Origin of the sequence: Mesorhizobium sp. B2-6-2, from assembly GCF_006440615.1 — a bacterium.
Taxonomy (GTDB): domain Bacteria; phylum Pseudomonadota; class Alphaproteobacteria; order Rhizobiales; family Rhizobiaceae; genus Mesorhizobium.
The window spans coordinates 119,369-134,244 of the sequence record NZ_VFUG01000013.1; the positions used below are offsets into that span (position 1 = coordinate 119,369).

The 14,876-nt window shown below is 58.2% G+C and carries 10 protein-coding genes and 3 pseudogenes; 3 read left to right on the forward strand and 10 right to left on the reverse strand.

Annotation, left to right across the window (positions count from 1 at the left end):
• Window positions 1-36: 36 nt before the first annotated feature.
• From FJ419_RS22630 to FJ419_RS22660, 7 genes are all read right to left on the reverse strand, one after another.
• Window positions 37-1,032 (reverse strand): succinylglutamate desuccinylase/aspartoacylase family protein, encoded by a 996-nt coding sequence (locus FJ419_RS22630; protein ID WP_064994212.1) that lies wholly within the window; start codon window positions 1,030-1,032, stop codon window positions 37-39.
• A 370-nt stretch (window positions 1,033-1,402) separates the two neighbouring features.
• Window positions 1,403-2,770 (reverse strand): CapA family protein, encoded by a 1,368-nt coding sequence (locus FJ419_RS22635; RefSeq protein ID WP_064994213.1) that lies wholly within the window; start codon window positions 2,768-2,770, stop codon window positions 1,403-1,405.
• A 45-nt stretch (window positions 2,771-2,815) separates the two neighbouring features.
• Complete coding sequence (locus tag FJ419_RS22640; protein ID WP_064994214.1) at window positions 2,816-3,889, reverse strand: oligopeptide/dipeptide ABC transporter ATP-binding protein; 1,074 nt, start codon at window positions 3,887-3,889, stop codon at window positions 2,816-2,818.
• Entirely contained in the window at window positions 3,886-4,887 is a 1,002-nt protein-coding gene (locus FJ419_RS22645) for an ABC transporter ATP-binding protein (RefSeq protein ID WP_064994215.1), read from the reverse strand. The genes FJ419_RS22640 and FJ419_RS22645 overlap by 4 nt, the downstream gene beginning before the upstream one ends.
• A gap of 7 nt (window positions 4,888-4,894) precedes the next feature.
• Complete coding sequence (locus tag FJ419_RS22650; protein WP_064994216.1) at window positions 4,895-5,776, reverse strand: ABC transporter permease; 882 nt, start codon at window positions 5,774-5,776, stop codon at window positions 4,895-4,897.
• A 1-nt stretch (window position 5,777) separates the two neighbouring features.
• Window positions 5,778-6,719 (reverse strand): ABC transporter permease, encoded by a 942-nt coding sequence (locus tag FJ419_RS22655; RefSeq protein ID WP_064994217.1) that lies wholly within the window; start codon window positions 6,717-6,719, stop codon window positions 5,778-5,780.
• Complete coding sequence (locus tag FJ419_RS22660) at window positions 6,719-8,326, reverse strand: ABC transporter substrate-binding protein (RefSeq protein ID WP_064994218.1); 1,608 nt, start codon at window positions 8,324-8,326, stop codon at window positions 6,719-6,721. The genes FJ419_RS22655 and FJ419_RS22660 overlap by 1 nt, the downstream gene beginning before the upstream one ends.
• An 812-nt stretch (window positions 8,327-9,138) precedes the next feature.
• Between FJ419_RS22660 and FJ419_RS22670 the strand changes: the two genes are divergently transcribed.
• Window positions 9,139-9,468, forward strand: coding sequence for a hypothetical protein (locus tag FJ419_RS22670; protein WP_064994219.1), 330 nt, complete (start codon window positions 9,139-9,141; stop codon window positions 9,466-9,468).
• 272 nt (window positions 9,469-9,740) lie between these two features.
• Window positions 9,741-10,239: pseudogene (locus FJ419_RS31260) on the forward strand (IS630 family transposase); the annotation flags it as partial.
• Window positions 10,240-10,854: 615 nt separating this feature from the next.
• Here the strand turns inward: FJ419_RS31260 and FJ419_RS22680 are convergent.
• The 3 genes and pseudogenes from FJ419_RS22680 to FJ419_RS22690 all read right to left on the reverse strand — a co-directional run bounded on the left by FJ419_RS22680 (window position 10,855) and on the right by FJ419_RS22690 (window position 14,091).
• Entirely contained in the window at window positions 10,855-12,084 is a 1,230-nt protein-coding gene (locus FJ419_RS22680) for an acetyl-CoA carboxylase biotin carboxylase subunit family protein (RefSeq protein WP_084015912.1), read from the reverse strand.
• A gap of 229 nt (window positions 12,085-12,313) precedes the next feature.
• Window positions 12,314-12,621: pseudogene (locus FJ419_RS22685) on the reverse strand (IS21 family transposase); the annotation flags it as partial.
• A 222-nt stretch (window positions 12,622-12,843) separates the two neighbouring features.
• Window positions 12,844-14,091: an acetyl-CoA carboxylase biotin carboxylase subunit family protein gene (locus FJ419_RS22690; protein WP_064994224.1), complete on the reverse strand. Its 1,248-nt coding sequence runs from the start codon at window positions 14,089-14,091 to the stop codon at window positions 12,844-12,846.
• 267 nt (window positions 14,092-14,358) lie between these two features.
• On the opposite strand from FJ419_RS22690, the pseudogene FJ419_RS22695 reads away from it, so the two are divergent.
• Window positions 14,359-14,559: pseudogene (locus FJ419_RS22695) on the forward strand (IS21 family transposase); the annotation flags it as partial.
• Window positions 14,560-14,876: the final 317 nt, after the last annotated feature.

A 14,876-nucleotide genomic window follows, 5' to 3' on the forward strand; every position in this document is an offset into this window, starting at 1 on the left:
CTGGCCGGCGGGGCGCTGGCCGGTCGGCATTTGATCTTAGATCTTCTGCGGTCGCGCGACGATTGCTACCTCTTCGTTGACGTGCACATGCCTGCCCGATCGGATGGCTAAGACGATGGATGTTCCAGGCGCGCGGATACCAATGGGCTTAGCGGACAGCGAATCCATCGGATGCAGGATTCCTATGAGAGCTCCCTGCTTCACTTCGTCCAACACCGAGCAGCGAGGTTCGAAGATACCGGTTGCAGGCGATTTCAACTCGTCGGACGGACGAGTTTCAAGTATTTGACCGGATTTCTTTTCAAGGAATGTTGGATATTCGGCTTTGCCCTCGACCAACCCGAGCGCGATGAGCGCGTTACGCACTCCAGCCTCGAAGATCGCGAGATTATCCGCACCTACCGTGCCGCCACCAAATTCAGTGCAAACAAATACCTTGCCCTGGTTTTGGGCCAGGATATCGAACATTCCAACCGTGTCGTTATATTCCCAGACCAAAGTCACGGGCAATTTGAACGCTTCCGCCATTCTCACCGTCCTGGCCATGAGATCGCGATCGGCAATCGGATGCGTCGTGGCGGCCGGTGGAAAATCCCACGCTGGTCCGAAGCTGTGCAGATCAAATATCGTGTCGGCCATTGGCAACAATACGCGGGACACCGCATCAGCGATTCGTTCGGTCACTGACCCGTCGCCGCGGCCCGGAAACACGCGATTGAGATTCAACCCGTCGAGCGGAGTATTGCGGCTCCATGCCTGCACGGCCAATGGATTGAGCACCGGTAGGACGATAACCCTTCCACAGGTTTGCGCTTCTGGCAGCCACTCAATAAGCCGTCGCGCGACAAGTGGCCCCTCCAGTTCATTGCCATGGTTTCCGCCGGTGACAAGGAGGCGCGGTCCCTCACCTTTATTGAGACTGAAGATCGGAAGCGAAAGCTCTCCGGAGTCGGCGCCTCCCGGGACAACAAGATGCCCCCTGCTCACGCCGGGCGTCTCGAGATCAAACGTAAGATGTGGTGCTTCGCTCATTGTTCAACCTATTGCGAGTATTCAGGCGATCTGGCAGCCGGGTTCGGTTGCCGTTATGCATTTGCATTTTCCCGCGCTCGAAGTATGCGCCACACGATCGTCAATTCGCCAATATAATGTCCGGCACGGTGCCATCGCGCTTTTAGATGGAGGCCGCTTAGCTGGGACCACGGCTAGTCGATGTCCAAAAAAGAGAAAACGGGAGCGGTGAACCGTTGATACCTGTGCCTACAAAGGACTGCCATCGTGTCTGGCCACGAGGCGGGTTCTTGTAGGGCTTCTGCAGATTCTAAAGCACCACCGAGCCTGCCACGTCCTCTATTTCAGCAGATGTAAATGCCCAATCAGATGCGGCAACTTGGTCGAGCCCTCAGCGCGCCGGGGTCAATCTGATCACTCCAACATCGTTTTCGATGTTGATCTCGGTCCCGAACGGCTCGGATAAAATCCGTAGGCGCTCTAGGATGGCCTTGGCTTGAGGTGCCGAGGCGAACTGAGGGATTCCCCGGTCGGCAAACCGTTTGGAGTGGCCGAGTTCGATGGGATATAGCCGCAATTCGGCAAGTTGGTTCCGCTCGAAACGGCTTACCGTGACAATGCTTTCATAGAAGATCGGGTCTGTGAACCCTTTTGCCATCTCGGCGACCTTCACCTCCGCATCAGTATGGACGCGCGGGTCCTTAGCATATTCGTCAAACATGTCGGCGCCGGTCGGGGTCCCAAGGTCGTCCTCGAAGAAATTACCCAGGCTATAGAAAATCGGCCGGCCCCGATAGATTTCGATGCCTCGCAGCAGATGGGGCCCGTGTCCAACGTACGCGTCCGCTCCGGCGTCGATCATTTTGCGCGCAAAGGATTGCTCGTAATCTGGCGGTTCTTGGCTCAAATTACCAGGCTCGTGGCAGTGGTTGGTGACAATGCAGAAGTCAGAGAACTGCTTGCCGCGGCGAACGTTCCGCAGGATGTCGGCGACATCGCGCGAGTCGGGTTCATAGCTGTATCCCGCCTTGTCGCCCGCCTTGAAGGTCACTCCAGCGATCACGACGCATGTTGGCTCACATTCGGATTGGTAATAAACGGGCAATCCATCGCGCACTTGCCTTAGATTTTTCAGCATATCCGACGGGACCACGATGTTTTGCGCCAAGCGAAGCGGGTTGAGGCCGGGTCTACCAGGGGCCTCGCCAGCGGGATCGCACGCACGAAACATTGGCGCAAATGTTGTGGCCAACGACACCAACCCCACGCGACCGCGTGCCGTTTCGAAGAAACGCGCAGCACCAGCTTGTGCAAGGTTCTCGCCCGTCCCCGCATGGACAACACCGCTCTCATCGAGCACCCGGCTCGTCTCGCGCATGCCTTCAATGCCCCAGTCAAGAGTATGGTTGTTCGCGCGGCCCACGATGTCGAACCCCATCGCCTTCAAGTCGGGTCCGACCTCCGGCAAGCTGAGGTGATACGCGCCGCCGTATTCAGCCTGGGGATATCCCTTGAAAGATCTGCTGTCAAAGATGTTGACTTCCAGATTGCCAAAAGTGACATCAGCATCCTGAAGGATTTTGACGATAGCGCCGAAGCCGGGATCTTGAGATTTTGTCACCGCTCGAGACACGATTAGGTCGCCGACTGCTACCATCGTGAAGCCATCTTCAACGTTCGTTTGAATTGAACCAACCGTATCGTAGTTGCCGTCCTGCTGGACCAGATGAGAACTGCTCACGTGTGAATTTTCTTCCATAGTCCTTCTTCTCTTCTTTTCGCTACATTGGATTGGGTGGTCATGTCAGCGGCGCTCTCGAGATGTTCGAGCGGCGAAAGTTTCTGACATAACCATCGGATCGAGCGAATGATCCCCCGGCACAGGCATTAGATGGAGGATGTCTTGCAGCGGAGCGCGCACATGACAAGCCACGACCCGCCCATCTCCCATAGGCACCAAAGCCGGGACTTCGACACGGCAACGTTCGACCGCGAGCGGGCAGCGCGGATGAAACGCGCACCCGCTAGGCGGATGAATGGGACTTGGCACCTCACCCTCGACGGGCGCCTCCAGCCGAACGCGTGTCGGATCCGGGACCGGTGCTGCCGCGATCAGAGCCTCGGTGTAGGGATGGACCGGCTTGGCAAAGAGCGCCTCGCACGGCGCAAGCTCCACGAGCCGCCCGAGATACATGACCGCGACGCTGTGGCCGATATGCTCCACGACGCCAAGGTCATGTGAGATGAAGACAAAGGCGATGCCCATCTGCTGCTGGAGATCCAGGAGCAGGTTCAGGATCTGTGCCTGCACGGAGACGTCGAGGGCAGACACCGCTTCGTCGGCGATGATGAGAGAGGGGTTGAGCGACAGGGCGCGTGCAATGCCGAGCCGCTGACGCTGACCGCCCGACAATTCGGACGGAAGCCTGTGCATCATCTCGCGCGACATTCCGACTTTTCGGAGTAGATCCGCAGCGAGTGCGTTGCGCTGCCTTCGGCTGAGGCGCTCGAAATTCTCGACGGGTTCCGTGATGATCTGTCCGGCGGTAAGGCGCGGGTTCAGCGACGAGTAAGGATCCTGAAAGACCATCTGCATGCGACGGCGCCAGGCGCGCAGCGCGCCTTTTGTGAGGCCAGCAATATCGGTTCCCTCGATCAGCACGCGTCCGCCGGTCGGCTCGACGAGCCGCATCAGCAGTCGCGCGACTGTGGACTTGCCGCAGCCGGATTCGCCGACGATGCACAGCGTCTCCCCCGCCTCGACGCTGAAGGATACATCCTCCACCGCCCGGATCATCGGAATGCTTTTCTTGAATAGGCCCGAGCCAAGCGGATAATGCTTGGTCAGATTCTCGACTTTCAGCAGAGGACCGTTCATGCGCCCATTACCTCTTCGGCGCGCCAACAAGCTGCGGCCTGGCTCGACCCGACATCACGCAGGATGGGTGTCTTCTCGCGGCAAATATCGATCGCGAAGGGGCAGCGTGGTGCAAAGCTGCAGCCGACAATGGGCTCGCGCAGGTTTGGCACCACGCCGGGTATCTCCGGCAGGCGGTGCTCGCGGCCGCGCCGCCGGTCGGGCACCGATCGCATAAGCCCTTGAGTGTAAGGATGCGCCGGTCGCGCAAACAGGTCGATGACGTTGGCCTGTTCCACGATACGACCGGCATACATCACAATCACGCGCTGGCAGGTCTCGGCGACGACGCCGAGGTCATGTGTGATGAACATCACGGCCGTTCCCGTGCGCTCCTTCAGATCGACGATCAGCCGCAGGATCTGCGCCTGGATGGTGACGTCGAGCGCCGTCGTCGGCTCATCGGCGATCAACAGTTCCGGCGAGCAGGCCAGAGCCATGGCGATCATGGCGCGCTGGCGCATGCCGCCCGACATTTCATGGGGGTAGTTGTTGACGCGACGCTCAGGGTCCGCGATGCGGACGAGACGTAGCATCTCTTCGGCTTTCTTCATGGCCGCCGGGCGGGAAGCCTTGGTGTGGATCTGAACCGCTTCGGCGATCTGGTGCCCGACCGTATAGACCGGGTTTAAGCTCGTCATCGGCTCCTGGAAGATCATGGCGATCCGGTCGCCGCGGATCTTGCGCATCTCCCGATCGGACAGTCCAAGCAGGTCGCGACCCTGGAAGCGGACCTCGCCGCCAACGGTCCTGGCGCCCCGCTTTGGCAACAGGCGAAGGATCGACAGGGCCGTCACGCTCTTCCCGCATCCGGATTCGCCGACGACGCCGAGCGTCTCGCCTTTCTTGACCTGGAAACTGATGCCGCCCAGCGCACGGGTGACGCTGTCTTCGCCAAAGAAATGCGTTTCGAGGTCTCGCACCTCGAGCAGCAGGTCGTTTCCTAGCCTTTGATGCATCTGCGTGTCAGCGCCTCTGCCTGGCGCGGGGATCGAACAGGTCGCGCAGGCCGTCCCCGAGCAGGTTGACGGCAAGGACGGTGACGGCCAGGCAGATACCGGGGGCAAAGATCGTCAACGGCGCGATGGCGAGATAAAGCCGCGAGCTGGCGATCATGTTGCCCCAGCTCGGAATCTCGGGCGGAACGCCTACGCCAAGAAAGCTGAGCCCCGCCTCCGTCAGGATCGCGCTGGCGCAGACAGTAGCGCCCTGCACCATCAGCGCCGGAATAGTGCTGGGCAGGATATGACGCCACAGCACCCTTGTCAGGCGCGCCCCGCCGCACAGCGCGGCCTCAACATAGGGGCGCTCGCGAACCCCCAGCACCACCGACCGGACCAGCCGTGCGACGGCTGGGGTCTCGGGGATCGCGATCGCGACGATCAGGATGCCGAGCCCCGGACCTGTTAGAGAAATGAGCGCAATCGCCAGCAGGATCGTCGGGATCGACATCAGCCCGTCCATGATCCGCATGACGACATTGTCGAAGCTGCGGCTGTAACCAGCGATGACACCGATCAGGAGCCCGATCAGGGAAGCGCTCGCCGCCGACAGCAGCCCGACCAGGAGCGAGATGCGGGCCCCGAAGATCGTTCGCGCAAACACATCCCGCCCGAGATTGTCGCTGCCGAACCACATTTCGGCGGAAGCCGGCTGCAGCCGCTTGAACGGATCCATGTTCCCCGGATCGCCGGCGTAAACCCGCGCCGCCAGCGTCAGGATGATCAGAAGCCCCAGTAGGCCGCCGCCTGTCAGGACGAGCGGATGACGCCTTGCTAGACGCGGAAGATCAGACAGGCGCAGTCGCCTCGCCGGGACATCTTCAACTGGTGCCGACAAAATCGTCATATCAGTACCGTATACGAGGATCGATCAGGGTGTAGGCCAGATCGACCGTGAGGTTGATGAGCACGTATAGACCCGAGGTCACGATCAGCACGCTCTGGATGATCGGATAGTCGCGGTTGCTGATAGCATCGACGACCAGCCGGCCGATGCCGGGTATGTTGAACACCGTTTCGGTGAGGACCACGCCGCCGATCAGATAGGCGAAGCTGATGCCGATCACCGTCAGGATCGGGACGCCGGCATTCTTGAGGGCGTGGTGGATAAGCATGGCATAGGACGAAGCGCCCTTGGCGGCCGCCGTTCGTATGTAGTCTTCCGACAGCACCTCAAGCATGCTCGCCCGCGTCACCCGGGCGATGAACGCAATGAAGCCAAGACTTAACGCCACGGTGGGCAGCACCAGATGCACGAACCACGGCCCGAGGCCACTCTCGATCGGCAGGTAGCCCTGAACCGGCAGCCAATGTGTTCTGATGGCGAAGAAATATATCAGAAAATAGCCGATGACAAAGACCGGGACCGAATAGCCAAATGCCGAGAAGACCGCGAGCAGGCGGTCGATGAGCCCGCCGGTTCGCCACGCGGCAAGAATGCCGAATGAGACTCCGACCGTCACCGAAAGGATCATCGTCAGCATCGACAGCGAAAGGGTCGGCTCAAGCCGCTGCGACATCAGATCGAGAACGGGTCGGCCCGCAAAGATCGAGGTGCCGAAATCGCCGCCCAGCATGTCGCGCACCCAATGCATGAACTGAACCGGCATGGGATCGTTCAGGCCGAGCTTTTCGCGGATGCCGGCGATCATGTCGGCCGTCGCCGACTTGCCGGCGATGATCGCTGCCGGGTCGCCGGGCGCCATCCTGAGCAGCAGAAAGACGAAGATCCCGACCATCACCATGACAGCGATCGCCGAAACCAATCTGCGCAGGATGTAGGCCGCCATTAGGCGGAGGCTTTCCGCATGTTCCACATGGGGACTATCTGCGGCATGCCGATGAGATCTGTGAGTGACTTGCGGTGCGCGACCGGCGAGACATATGTTCCCAACCTCACGTCGCCGACAAAGTCCCACCAGATTGGTTGCATCTTGCGGGCCAGTGCCTTTCGCTCATCGAGCGTTGCGACATCTGCCCATTTGGCCCGCAGCGCCTCATACTCATCGTTCTTCGGCCAGCCGTACCAAGCGTCGTCTCCATTCGCGAGGAGAAGGGGGCTGGCGAGCGGATTACCTAGCGAATAATCGAATTCGGCCGTGATAAACATACTCCAGCCGCCGTTCTCAACGGGGTCCTTTTTCGCTCGGCGCGCGGTCAGTCCGCCCCAATCCATAGGCGCAAGCTCGGCATTGATGCCGATCTTGCGCAGTTCAGCTGCCAGAAACTGCGAGGCATTGTCGGACTCGCGCCAGTCGGTCGGATCGAGAATGACCACCTTCTCGCCGGCGTATCCAGCCTCCTTGAATAGCTGCTTGGCTTTTTCCGGGTCACCACCCTTCTTGTACCATCCCGTGTCCTCCTCGTTGGACACGAGCGTATCCTTGCCGAATATCGAAGTGACGGTGTCGACGTATTTTGGGTCTGGGTACATGATCCGCATGAACGCTTCCTGATCAATGAGGTGAAGCACCCCTTGGCGCGCCTTGATGTTATTGAACGGCGGATGCAGGAAGTTCATGCGAAGCACCACGTCCCAGCCCTGCTTGTCCAGAACCTGAAGTGCAAGATTGAGATCGCCCTCGATCACCGAGAACAGATCGGCTGGTGGCGACTCTACGTAATCGACCTCGCCTGCTTGCAAAGCCGCCATTGCCGTCTGCTGGTCAGCGATAACATCCCAGATGACGCGATCGACATTGACGACCTTCCCCCCGGCCAATCCCTCGGTCGGCTCCTTGCGTGGAACGTATTTTTCATTGCGATCATAGGTGATGCTCGCGCCTGGCTTGGCAAGAGCTTCATTGAACCTGAACGGGCCCGATCCGATATTCGTGGTCACCTGCTCCGTCGCGGGGCGATTCGCATCCTTCTCGCGCATTATGAAAAGGCATGGCGGCGTAAGGTCTGCCAGGATATCGATCAAAATCCCAAGCGATTCCTTGAGCGCGATCGTGAAGGTCTTCCCGTCCTTCGTCGAGATATCGCTGGCGCGAGCCATGATCAGCTGGCCGCCGGGATGCACCTGGCCCCAGCGACGGATCGAGGCCACACAATCCGCCGCGGTCACGGGGGTGCCGTCGTGCCAGCTGAGCCCCTCCCGCAATTCGAATGTATAAGTCTTCTTGTCGTCTGAAACGCCCCATTTCCCTACCATTTGCGGCCGCGGCATAAACTTGGAGTCGAGCGAGAACAGCGTGTCGTAAATCGCCGCCCCGTGGTCGGCGGTGATGTTCGTCGCCGTCCAGATCGGGTCAAACACACGCAGGTCGCCCTTCACCATATGCACCGTCCGCGCTGAGGCTGGCGATGTCTGCGCCCGCAGGACCGAAGGGATTGATAAAGCCGTTCCGGTGACCAAGCCCACTTTAATTAGGTCGCGTCGAGAGACTGTCATGTTCCAGTTCCCCTTAAATTAGTGGCGAGGCGGATCCGCGCCTGTGGGCAAATCTCGGAAAGTCTGACGTTCCCAATTGCAGGCTCTTATGACGACTTTCCGCCTACCAATCAGCATCACTCGCAAGCGGTCGTCAAATGCAGTTTGTATATGTCGTCATCTAAAAGCGAGATGGATAGCTGTCGAACGCAGCGCCGATCTGCGAAGCGGCACGCGGCCGGCGATACAATTCGGCCTGACCGAGAGTAAGACGCAGCGTGTTAGGTCTTCGCGCCGATTTCCGGCGGATCTTCCGATATCATGGATGAAGAACAGCGGCCTTCATCGCTTGGATGCTAACCTTGCGGAACAGGGAGTTTTCCTGGTCCGCTCCGAAAGCAGGGGCAGATCGCCTTCTGGCCACTCAGCGACGCCGAATGGATCGCGAAATTGATGATATCGGGACGGAGATCGAACGGCGACAATCTAGTCTACTAATTTGGCGTTGTCCGGGCCTCAATCACAGCGGGGAATGGCTACGACCGAGTACGAGAAGGAGGCGCCGCCACCAATCGTGCGACTGTGTTCAATGCGGGCCGGGCGTAGCGCTACGGATTTCGAGTGATTCCCGTCTCTCTGCAATCAAACACACGTAAACTGTCGGATCTTACAGCAGTTTTAGGAGAAACCTCTAGGCGCCTTCTAGTCCCTTTCTCGAACACTATGTCATCTACGTAGTGAAACCCAATCTTCAGATTTTTGATGAGCGAGCGAGTGTTACCTGGGCGAACGAACGCAGTCACTTTATTAATTTCTAAATAGTCGAAAGCAAATTGCACTACCGCTCTCCCAGCTTCGACCGCGATGCCTTTCCCGGAGGCAGCAAGGTGGAGGCGGGTTACAATTTACACGTTGCTCTCCTCTACGGAGTCTCCCCGTACAAGTCCACAGTAACCAGCGAATTTTTTGGCCTTACCCTCGTCTTTGATATCGATTATCCAATAGCCGAAACGATGATGCTGCCAATGATTGATGAACTGAAGAAGCTCAGCTTTCGTCTGCTCTATTGTCGGAGAGACTCCGTCTCTGATGGCGTTTACCACGAACGGATCGCTATGCAGTCCATGCAGAAGAATCTCGTCGCAATGCGACGGACACCTTAGGATGAGGTGGGACGTTTCGAGGGTGTACATCGGAAGATTCCTCTCTGGGCTGGCACTTTATAGTTTACGGAAGCTTAACAAAGTTTGAGCCATAACCTTTGAATGCGCGCTCCTTGGTTTAGATTTCTATGAACTCCCTTGTTTCGGGATGCTGTCGTTTTTTAAGATTCACTGATAGGCGCGGTTAATGCACGCTGGTATTGCTGAAGGCACCTAATGGTCTCCGCCTGACATAAGAGTTCTGGGGTAGAATTACCTGCTGCCTGTGCATCATGCGCGGTAGAATATCTCTAGCCGTCTCGCCTTCTGATCATCGGCGGCTGACCGCCCTGGTCATCGACCGCAACAGTCCGCAGAAGAATGTCTGGCGTGCCGAGACCGTGCTGTTGAGCGCCGATGGTGTTGGCACCGTCGAAATCATGCGGCGGACCGGCAAGTCCAAAACGTCTGGCGGTTGACAGCGAGCGCTTCGCAGAGGAAGGCTTTGAAAAACTGCTGCGCACAAGAAGCGGCCCTCGCGCACCCCCCGCTCGGCCCGGATGTCGCCGAACGCGTTGTTGCGCTCACGCTCGAAGACCCGCCCGCCGAGACGACGCGCTGGACGGCCGCCATGATGGCGAAGGTAGCCGACATCAGCGCCAGCGCCAGCCAGCGCATCGGGAAGGCGTATGGTCTTCAGCCACACCGCTCGCGGCAGTTCAAGCTCTCCAACGATCCGACATTTGTCGACAAACGGCGCGATGTCTCGGGCTTTACGTCGGTCCGCCGTCTGATGAAATTTTGCAGATCCAGGCGCCGGACCGAAGCCCCAGCCTGGCCTGTCCATGAAGCTGGGAGGCGGGGGCACCATGGCGCATGACTAGAAGTAGCACGGCACCACCGCTCTCTTTGCCGTGACCAACTTGCTCGACGGCGCGGCCGCAACATGCAGCGGCACCGCCACCAGTAGTTCATTCGCTTCCTCAATGACATCAACGCCGAAAGGCCGGCCAACAAGGCCGTCCAGTCTCGACAACTACTTGCTCACAGCTACCGAAAGTGCGCGCGTGGCGGCATCAGCGCTTCGCCTTCCGTTAATCGCAACGAATTTCCTAACCCTGGCCAAAGTGTACGGGCCGCGGCTTTGATGTACGGGCTCATATTTCAGAAGCACCGCTCATTGCAGGTCCAAATCTCACGCGAAGCTCTTCGTCGCTGCTTAGCGGCCAGACTTGTGGCGGGCACAACTAGGCGCTGAAGTCCCTTGCTGCTCTCCCCGATCCTGGATTCCGTGTCAGGACTTGGTAAAATCAGAAAATACTTCTCCCCTACTGCGATAAAGCTTTCATTATCTCCTATCTGCCGCACCTTCGCTTCCGGCCCAGAAGAACGAACTGAAGATTATTACTAGTCCCCAACTGGTGGAAACGGTGTGATCGACCAATTGATTAAATCGACAGCACGCTGAAGGGCGATCTCGGTCTCAGCAAGGCGCGGGGAAACAGCTATGACCCATCCTAGCGAGTCTCGGTAATCACCTTGCCTGACAATCGGCGTCTTGGGTTCAACATACAATTTGACCGCGGCGACACCTGGTACAGCAGCCGCCAGACTGTCGCCATCAATCCAATCGAGGATGCCATCGCGATCAGGAAGCAGGCACCGCCAGGCAGCAATGTGAGACTGCCTTCTGCGCAAATCCCATTCCTTACCAATGACAAGCTTGATGTGCTCGGCGATGAGATCGACGCCGTAGGCCAGCTGAACCGCATCAGGACCGCCACCAAGACGCGGATTGACTTCAATGACGACCGGGCCCCGCTTGGTCCACCGGAGTTCAACGCACGTTGGTCCCCAGCCAAGGTCGAGAGCTGGCAAACAACTCAGCGAAACGTTGGCGATACGCTCATGCTCCTCATCAGCAAGCGGTGCTGGAAAGATGCCTTCACGGAAGACGAAATGCGGTGGGCGGTCGAAATCAGCGGCCTCAATCCCAAACACCTCATTTCCCATTATATGAACAATATAATGGGGGCCTTGTGCGAATTCTTCGACCAGTATCCTCGACGAAGACTGCAATACGTGCTTCCCGCCCAACAGAAAGGCTGTATATTGAGCCACCTCTTCGACGGTACGGCCCAATCGGACACCGATGCTGCCGCTGCCTACCGTAGGCTTCAGAACTACCGGCAGGCCGAGCTCCGCAGCGCAGCTTTCAACCTCCGCCGCATTCGCTGCGAGGCGATATGCAGGTATCGGAACCCCAGCCTCCGCAAGGAGCTGACGTTGAGTGAATTTGTCGCAGCATCGTTCAATCGATGCGGGGTTCGGTCCTGGTAGATTGAAATGCCGGCAGAGCTTGCCAACTGTCGCATAGACCGACTCGTCGTCACCCGCAAACCCAGTAATGCCAGCAATGCCGTACGTTGCATGCAACCAGGAACATTCGCGGATCAGCGCATCGAGATCGTCTGTATTGACCCGGATTGCCTCAACGTTTTCCACCGCAAGATAGTTATACCGGTCTGGATCGGCTGAAAGGGTAACTGGATGAAGACCTAGACGCTGGGCCGCCTGGATATATAACGGACCATTGCTCCTTGAGCCTTCAATCAGGATGAGCGCTCTTCTCGCCATGGCTGTTAACTCCGATGTTGTGTGCTGTTGGGCGTCTGAGGCGTAAAAGCAACATCACAGCTTTTTGCTGTACCCCGGCTTAATCTACCACAGTCAGATACCTGCGATCGCGAAGACTTGTGAGTTTTTCATGCAAGATCTGTTACACGACGGAATTAGTCGATTCCTCGGTGGTGATGCTGCACAGCAGGGCATGGCCTAGGAGCCTGTCCGACACGCGGGCTGGGGTCGCTTGTAGCTGGCCCTCGATCCCGTCCGGCAGCTTTTGAATGAGGCTCCCAAAGGCGAAGGTCAGATTGGATGCGCCCAGCACCGCGACAAAAATCTGCGCCGGTAAATGACGCCGGTCGCCGGATCGATCACCGGGACCGTGTGCCCGGAATAGCCCGTCTGCATCACCGCGCCCGCCGCATGCCGATTGCTGAATGTCGCGCTCGTCCGGCGTTCGAAAGCGGCGAAGTGCTCGCAGAACCAGGTGTAGCCGTAGCCGTCGGGATGGACGGCGCGATACTCCTGCCACAATAGCGTCAGCGCCACTGTTTCGTCATCATTCCCGAGAATTGCAATGGAGCCGGAGCGTCAGACGAAAGCAGGGGTCCCTGCGTTCGAAGAGCGCTTGGTCAGGACAACCCAGACATGCGCCATCTTGGCGGCAAGTGCGACAACAGCTTTGTTCCGGTGCATATCGATCATCTGCAAGGCCTGGAAAAAAGAGCCCGGACGATTCACACTCCATCCGCTCCGCGCTACCTAACTGCGCTAGGAGTAAGGGGCTGCAGGCTGTTCCTGTTCATTCACACTCGGAAATGGTGTGATCGACCAGCTAACTAAGTCGACGGCACGCTGAAGTATTGCCTGGGTCTGAGCAAGGTTGGGCGAAACGGCCATGACAGATCCGAGAGAGTCTCGGTAATCACCTTTCCTGACGATCGGCTTGTTGGGTTCAACATAGAATTTGACCTCAGCGACACCTGGTACAGCAGCGGCCTGACTGCCGTTGTCGATCCAATCGAGGGTGCCATCGCGGTCGGGAAGTAGGTTCCGCCAGCCCGCAACGTTTGAGTGCGTTTTGCGCAAATTCCATTCATTGCCGATGACAAGCTTGATGTGCTCCGTAATGAGATCGACACCGTCAGCCAGCTGGATGTGTTGAGGACCGCCACCAAGGCGCGGATTGACTTCAATGACGACTGGACCAACCTTCGTCCACCGGAGTTCAACGAAGCTTGGCCCCCAGCCAAGGCCGAGAGCGCGCAAACAGCTCAGCGATACATCGGCCATGCGTTTCTGCTCGTGACCAGTAAGCGGTGCCGGATAGATGCCCTCACGAAAGACAAAATGGGGTGGACGGTCGAAGTCAGCAGCCTCAATCCCAATAACCTCATTTCCCATAATATGGGTGGCATAATAAGGTCCTTGTGCGAATTCTTCCACGAGTATTCTCGGGGAAGACCGCCATGTGTACTTACCGCCCAACAGATAGGTGGTATGTTCGGCTACTTCGTCCACATTGCGGCACAATCGGACACCGCTGCTGCCGGTGCCTACGGCCGGTTTGAGAATCACTGGGAGGCCAATTTCGGCGGCAGCGATTTCTGCATCCGCGGTGTTCATTGCCAAGCGATAAGCAGGCATTGCCACGCCAGCCTCAGCGAGGAGCTGACGTTGAAGGAATTTATCACAGCATCGTTCAACCGATTCGGGGTCCGGGCCCGGTAGGTCGAAGTGCCGGCAGAGCTTGCCAACCATCGCATAAATCTCTTCCTCGGCGCCCGTAATGCCTGCAATCTTATAGGTCGCACGCAGCCGGGAACATACGTGGATCAGCGCATCGAGATTGGCTGTATCGACAGGGATTGTATCAACGCTTTCTGCTGCAAGGTAGCCGTACGGAGCTGGATCAGCCGACAGGGTAATTGGATGAAGACCAAGACGCTGGGCCGCTTGGACGAATAGCAGACCCATACTCCTATGGCCTTCAACCATGATGAGCGCTCTTCTTGTCATTGGCCCTGACCTTTATTGCATGCTATGCGGTGGTCCGAGCGTAAAAAGCATCAGCTCCTTATCGCTCCCGGACCTCAGATTTGGCGGTGAAGTTATCACTGTCGGCGGCCTGCGGTTGCAAAGATTCGCTAAGCTTTAGTTTAAGATTCAACGATTAACGCTGCAGCCGTTGCAGCGCGGCGCGCTCTGACAAAGCTGCGTGCCGACGTTCCGGCGAAGCAGCTGTGGCGCATTTTGTCAGGCCCGGAGAGTTCTGGTGTCCGCCCGCGGTCGCGGCGTCGTTGATCCTTCTTCTCGAACGCCGAGCTCAACGCGGCGATCGCCTAACTGCTAGAGAATCTGAACAATCGGCCGATGCGCCATGTCGGCCAAAGCCGCCGCGAACTGTTCGAGGAGATCGAGCGGGCCGCCTTGAAGCCGCTGCCGGCGGCCGTTCTAATACCCGAGTGGAAGTCGGCGAAGGTCCACCTGACATCGAGTCCGACAAATGCTTCCCTATAATCTTGCTCCCCTATAATCTGCCACGGCTCGTCCTACTGTGATGAGGATCGGCTCGGCCCGCCCGAGTAACCCTCGGACGCGCAGTGTAGGGCGAGCCACCTCACCGGCAGAAGCGGACATACGGTCTTACTCTCGATCAGCATCTGCTCACGAAGGTTGCGGTCAAGTGTAAGACCGTATGTCCGCTTCTGCCGGTGAGGTGGCTCACCCTACACTGCGCGTCCGAGGGTTGCTCGGGCGGTCCGAGCCGATCCTCATCACAGGAGGACGAGCCGTGGCAGATT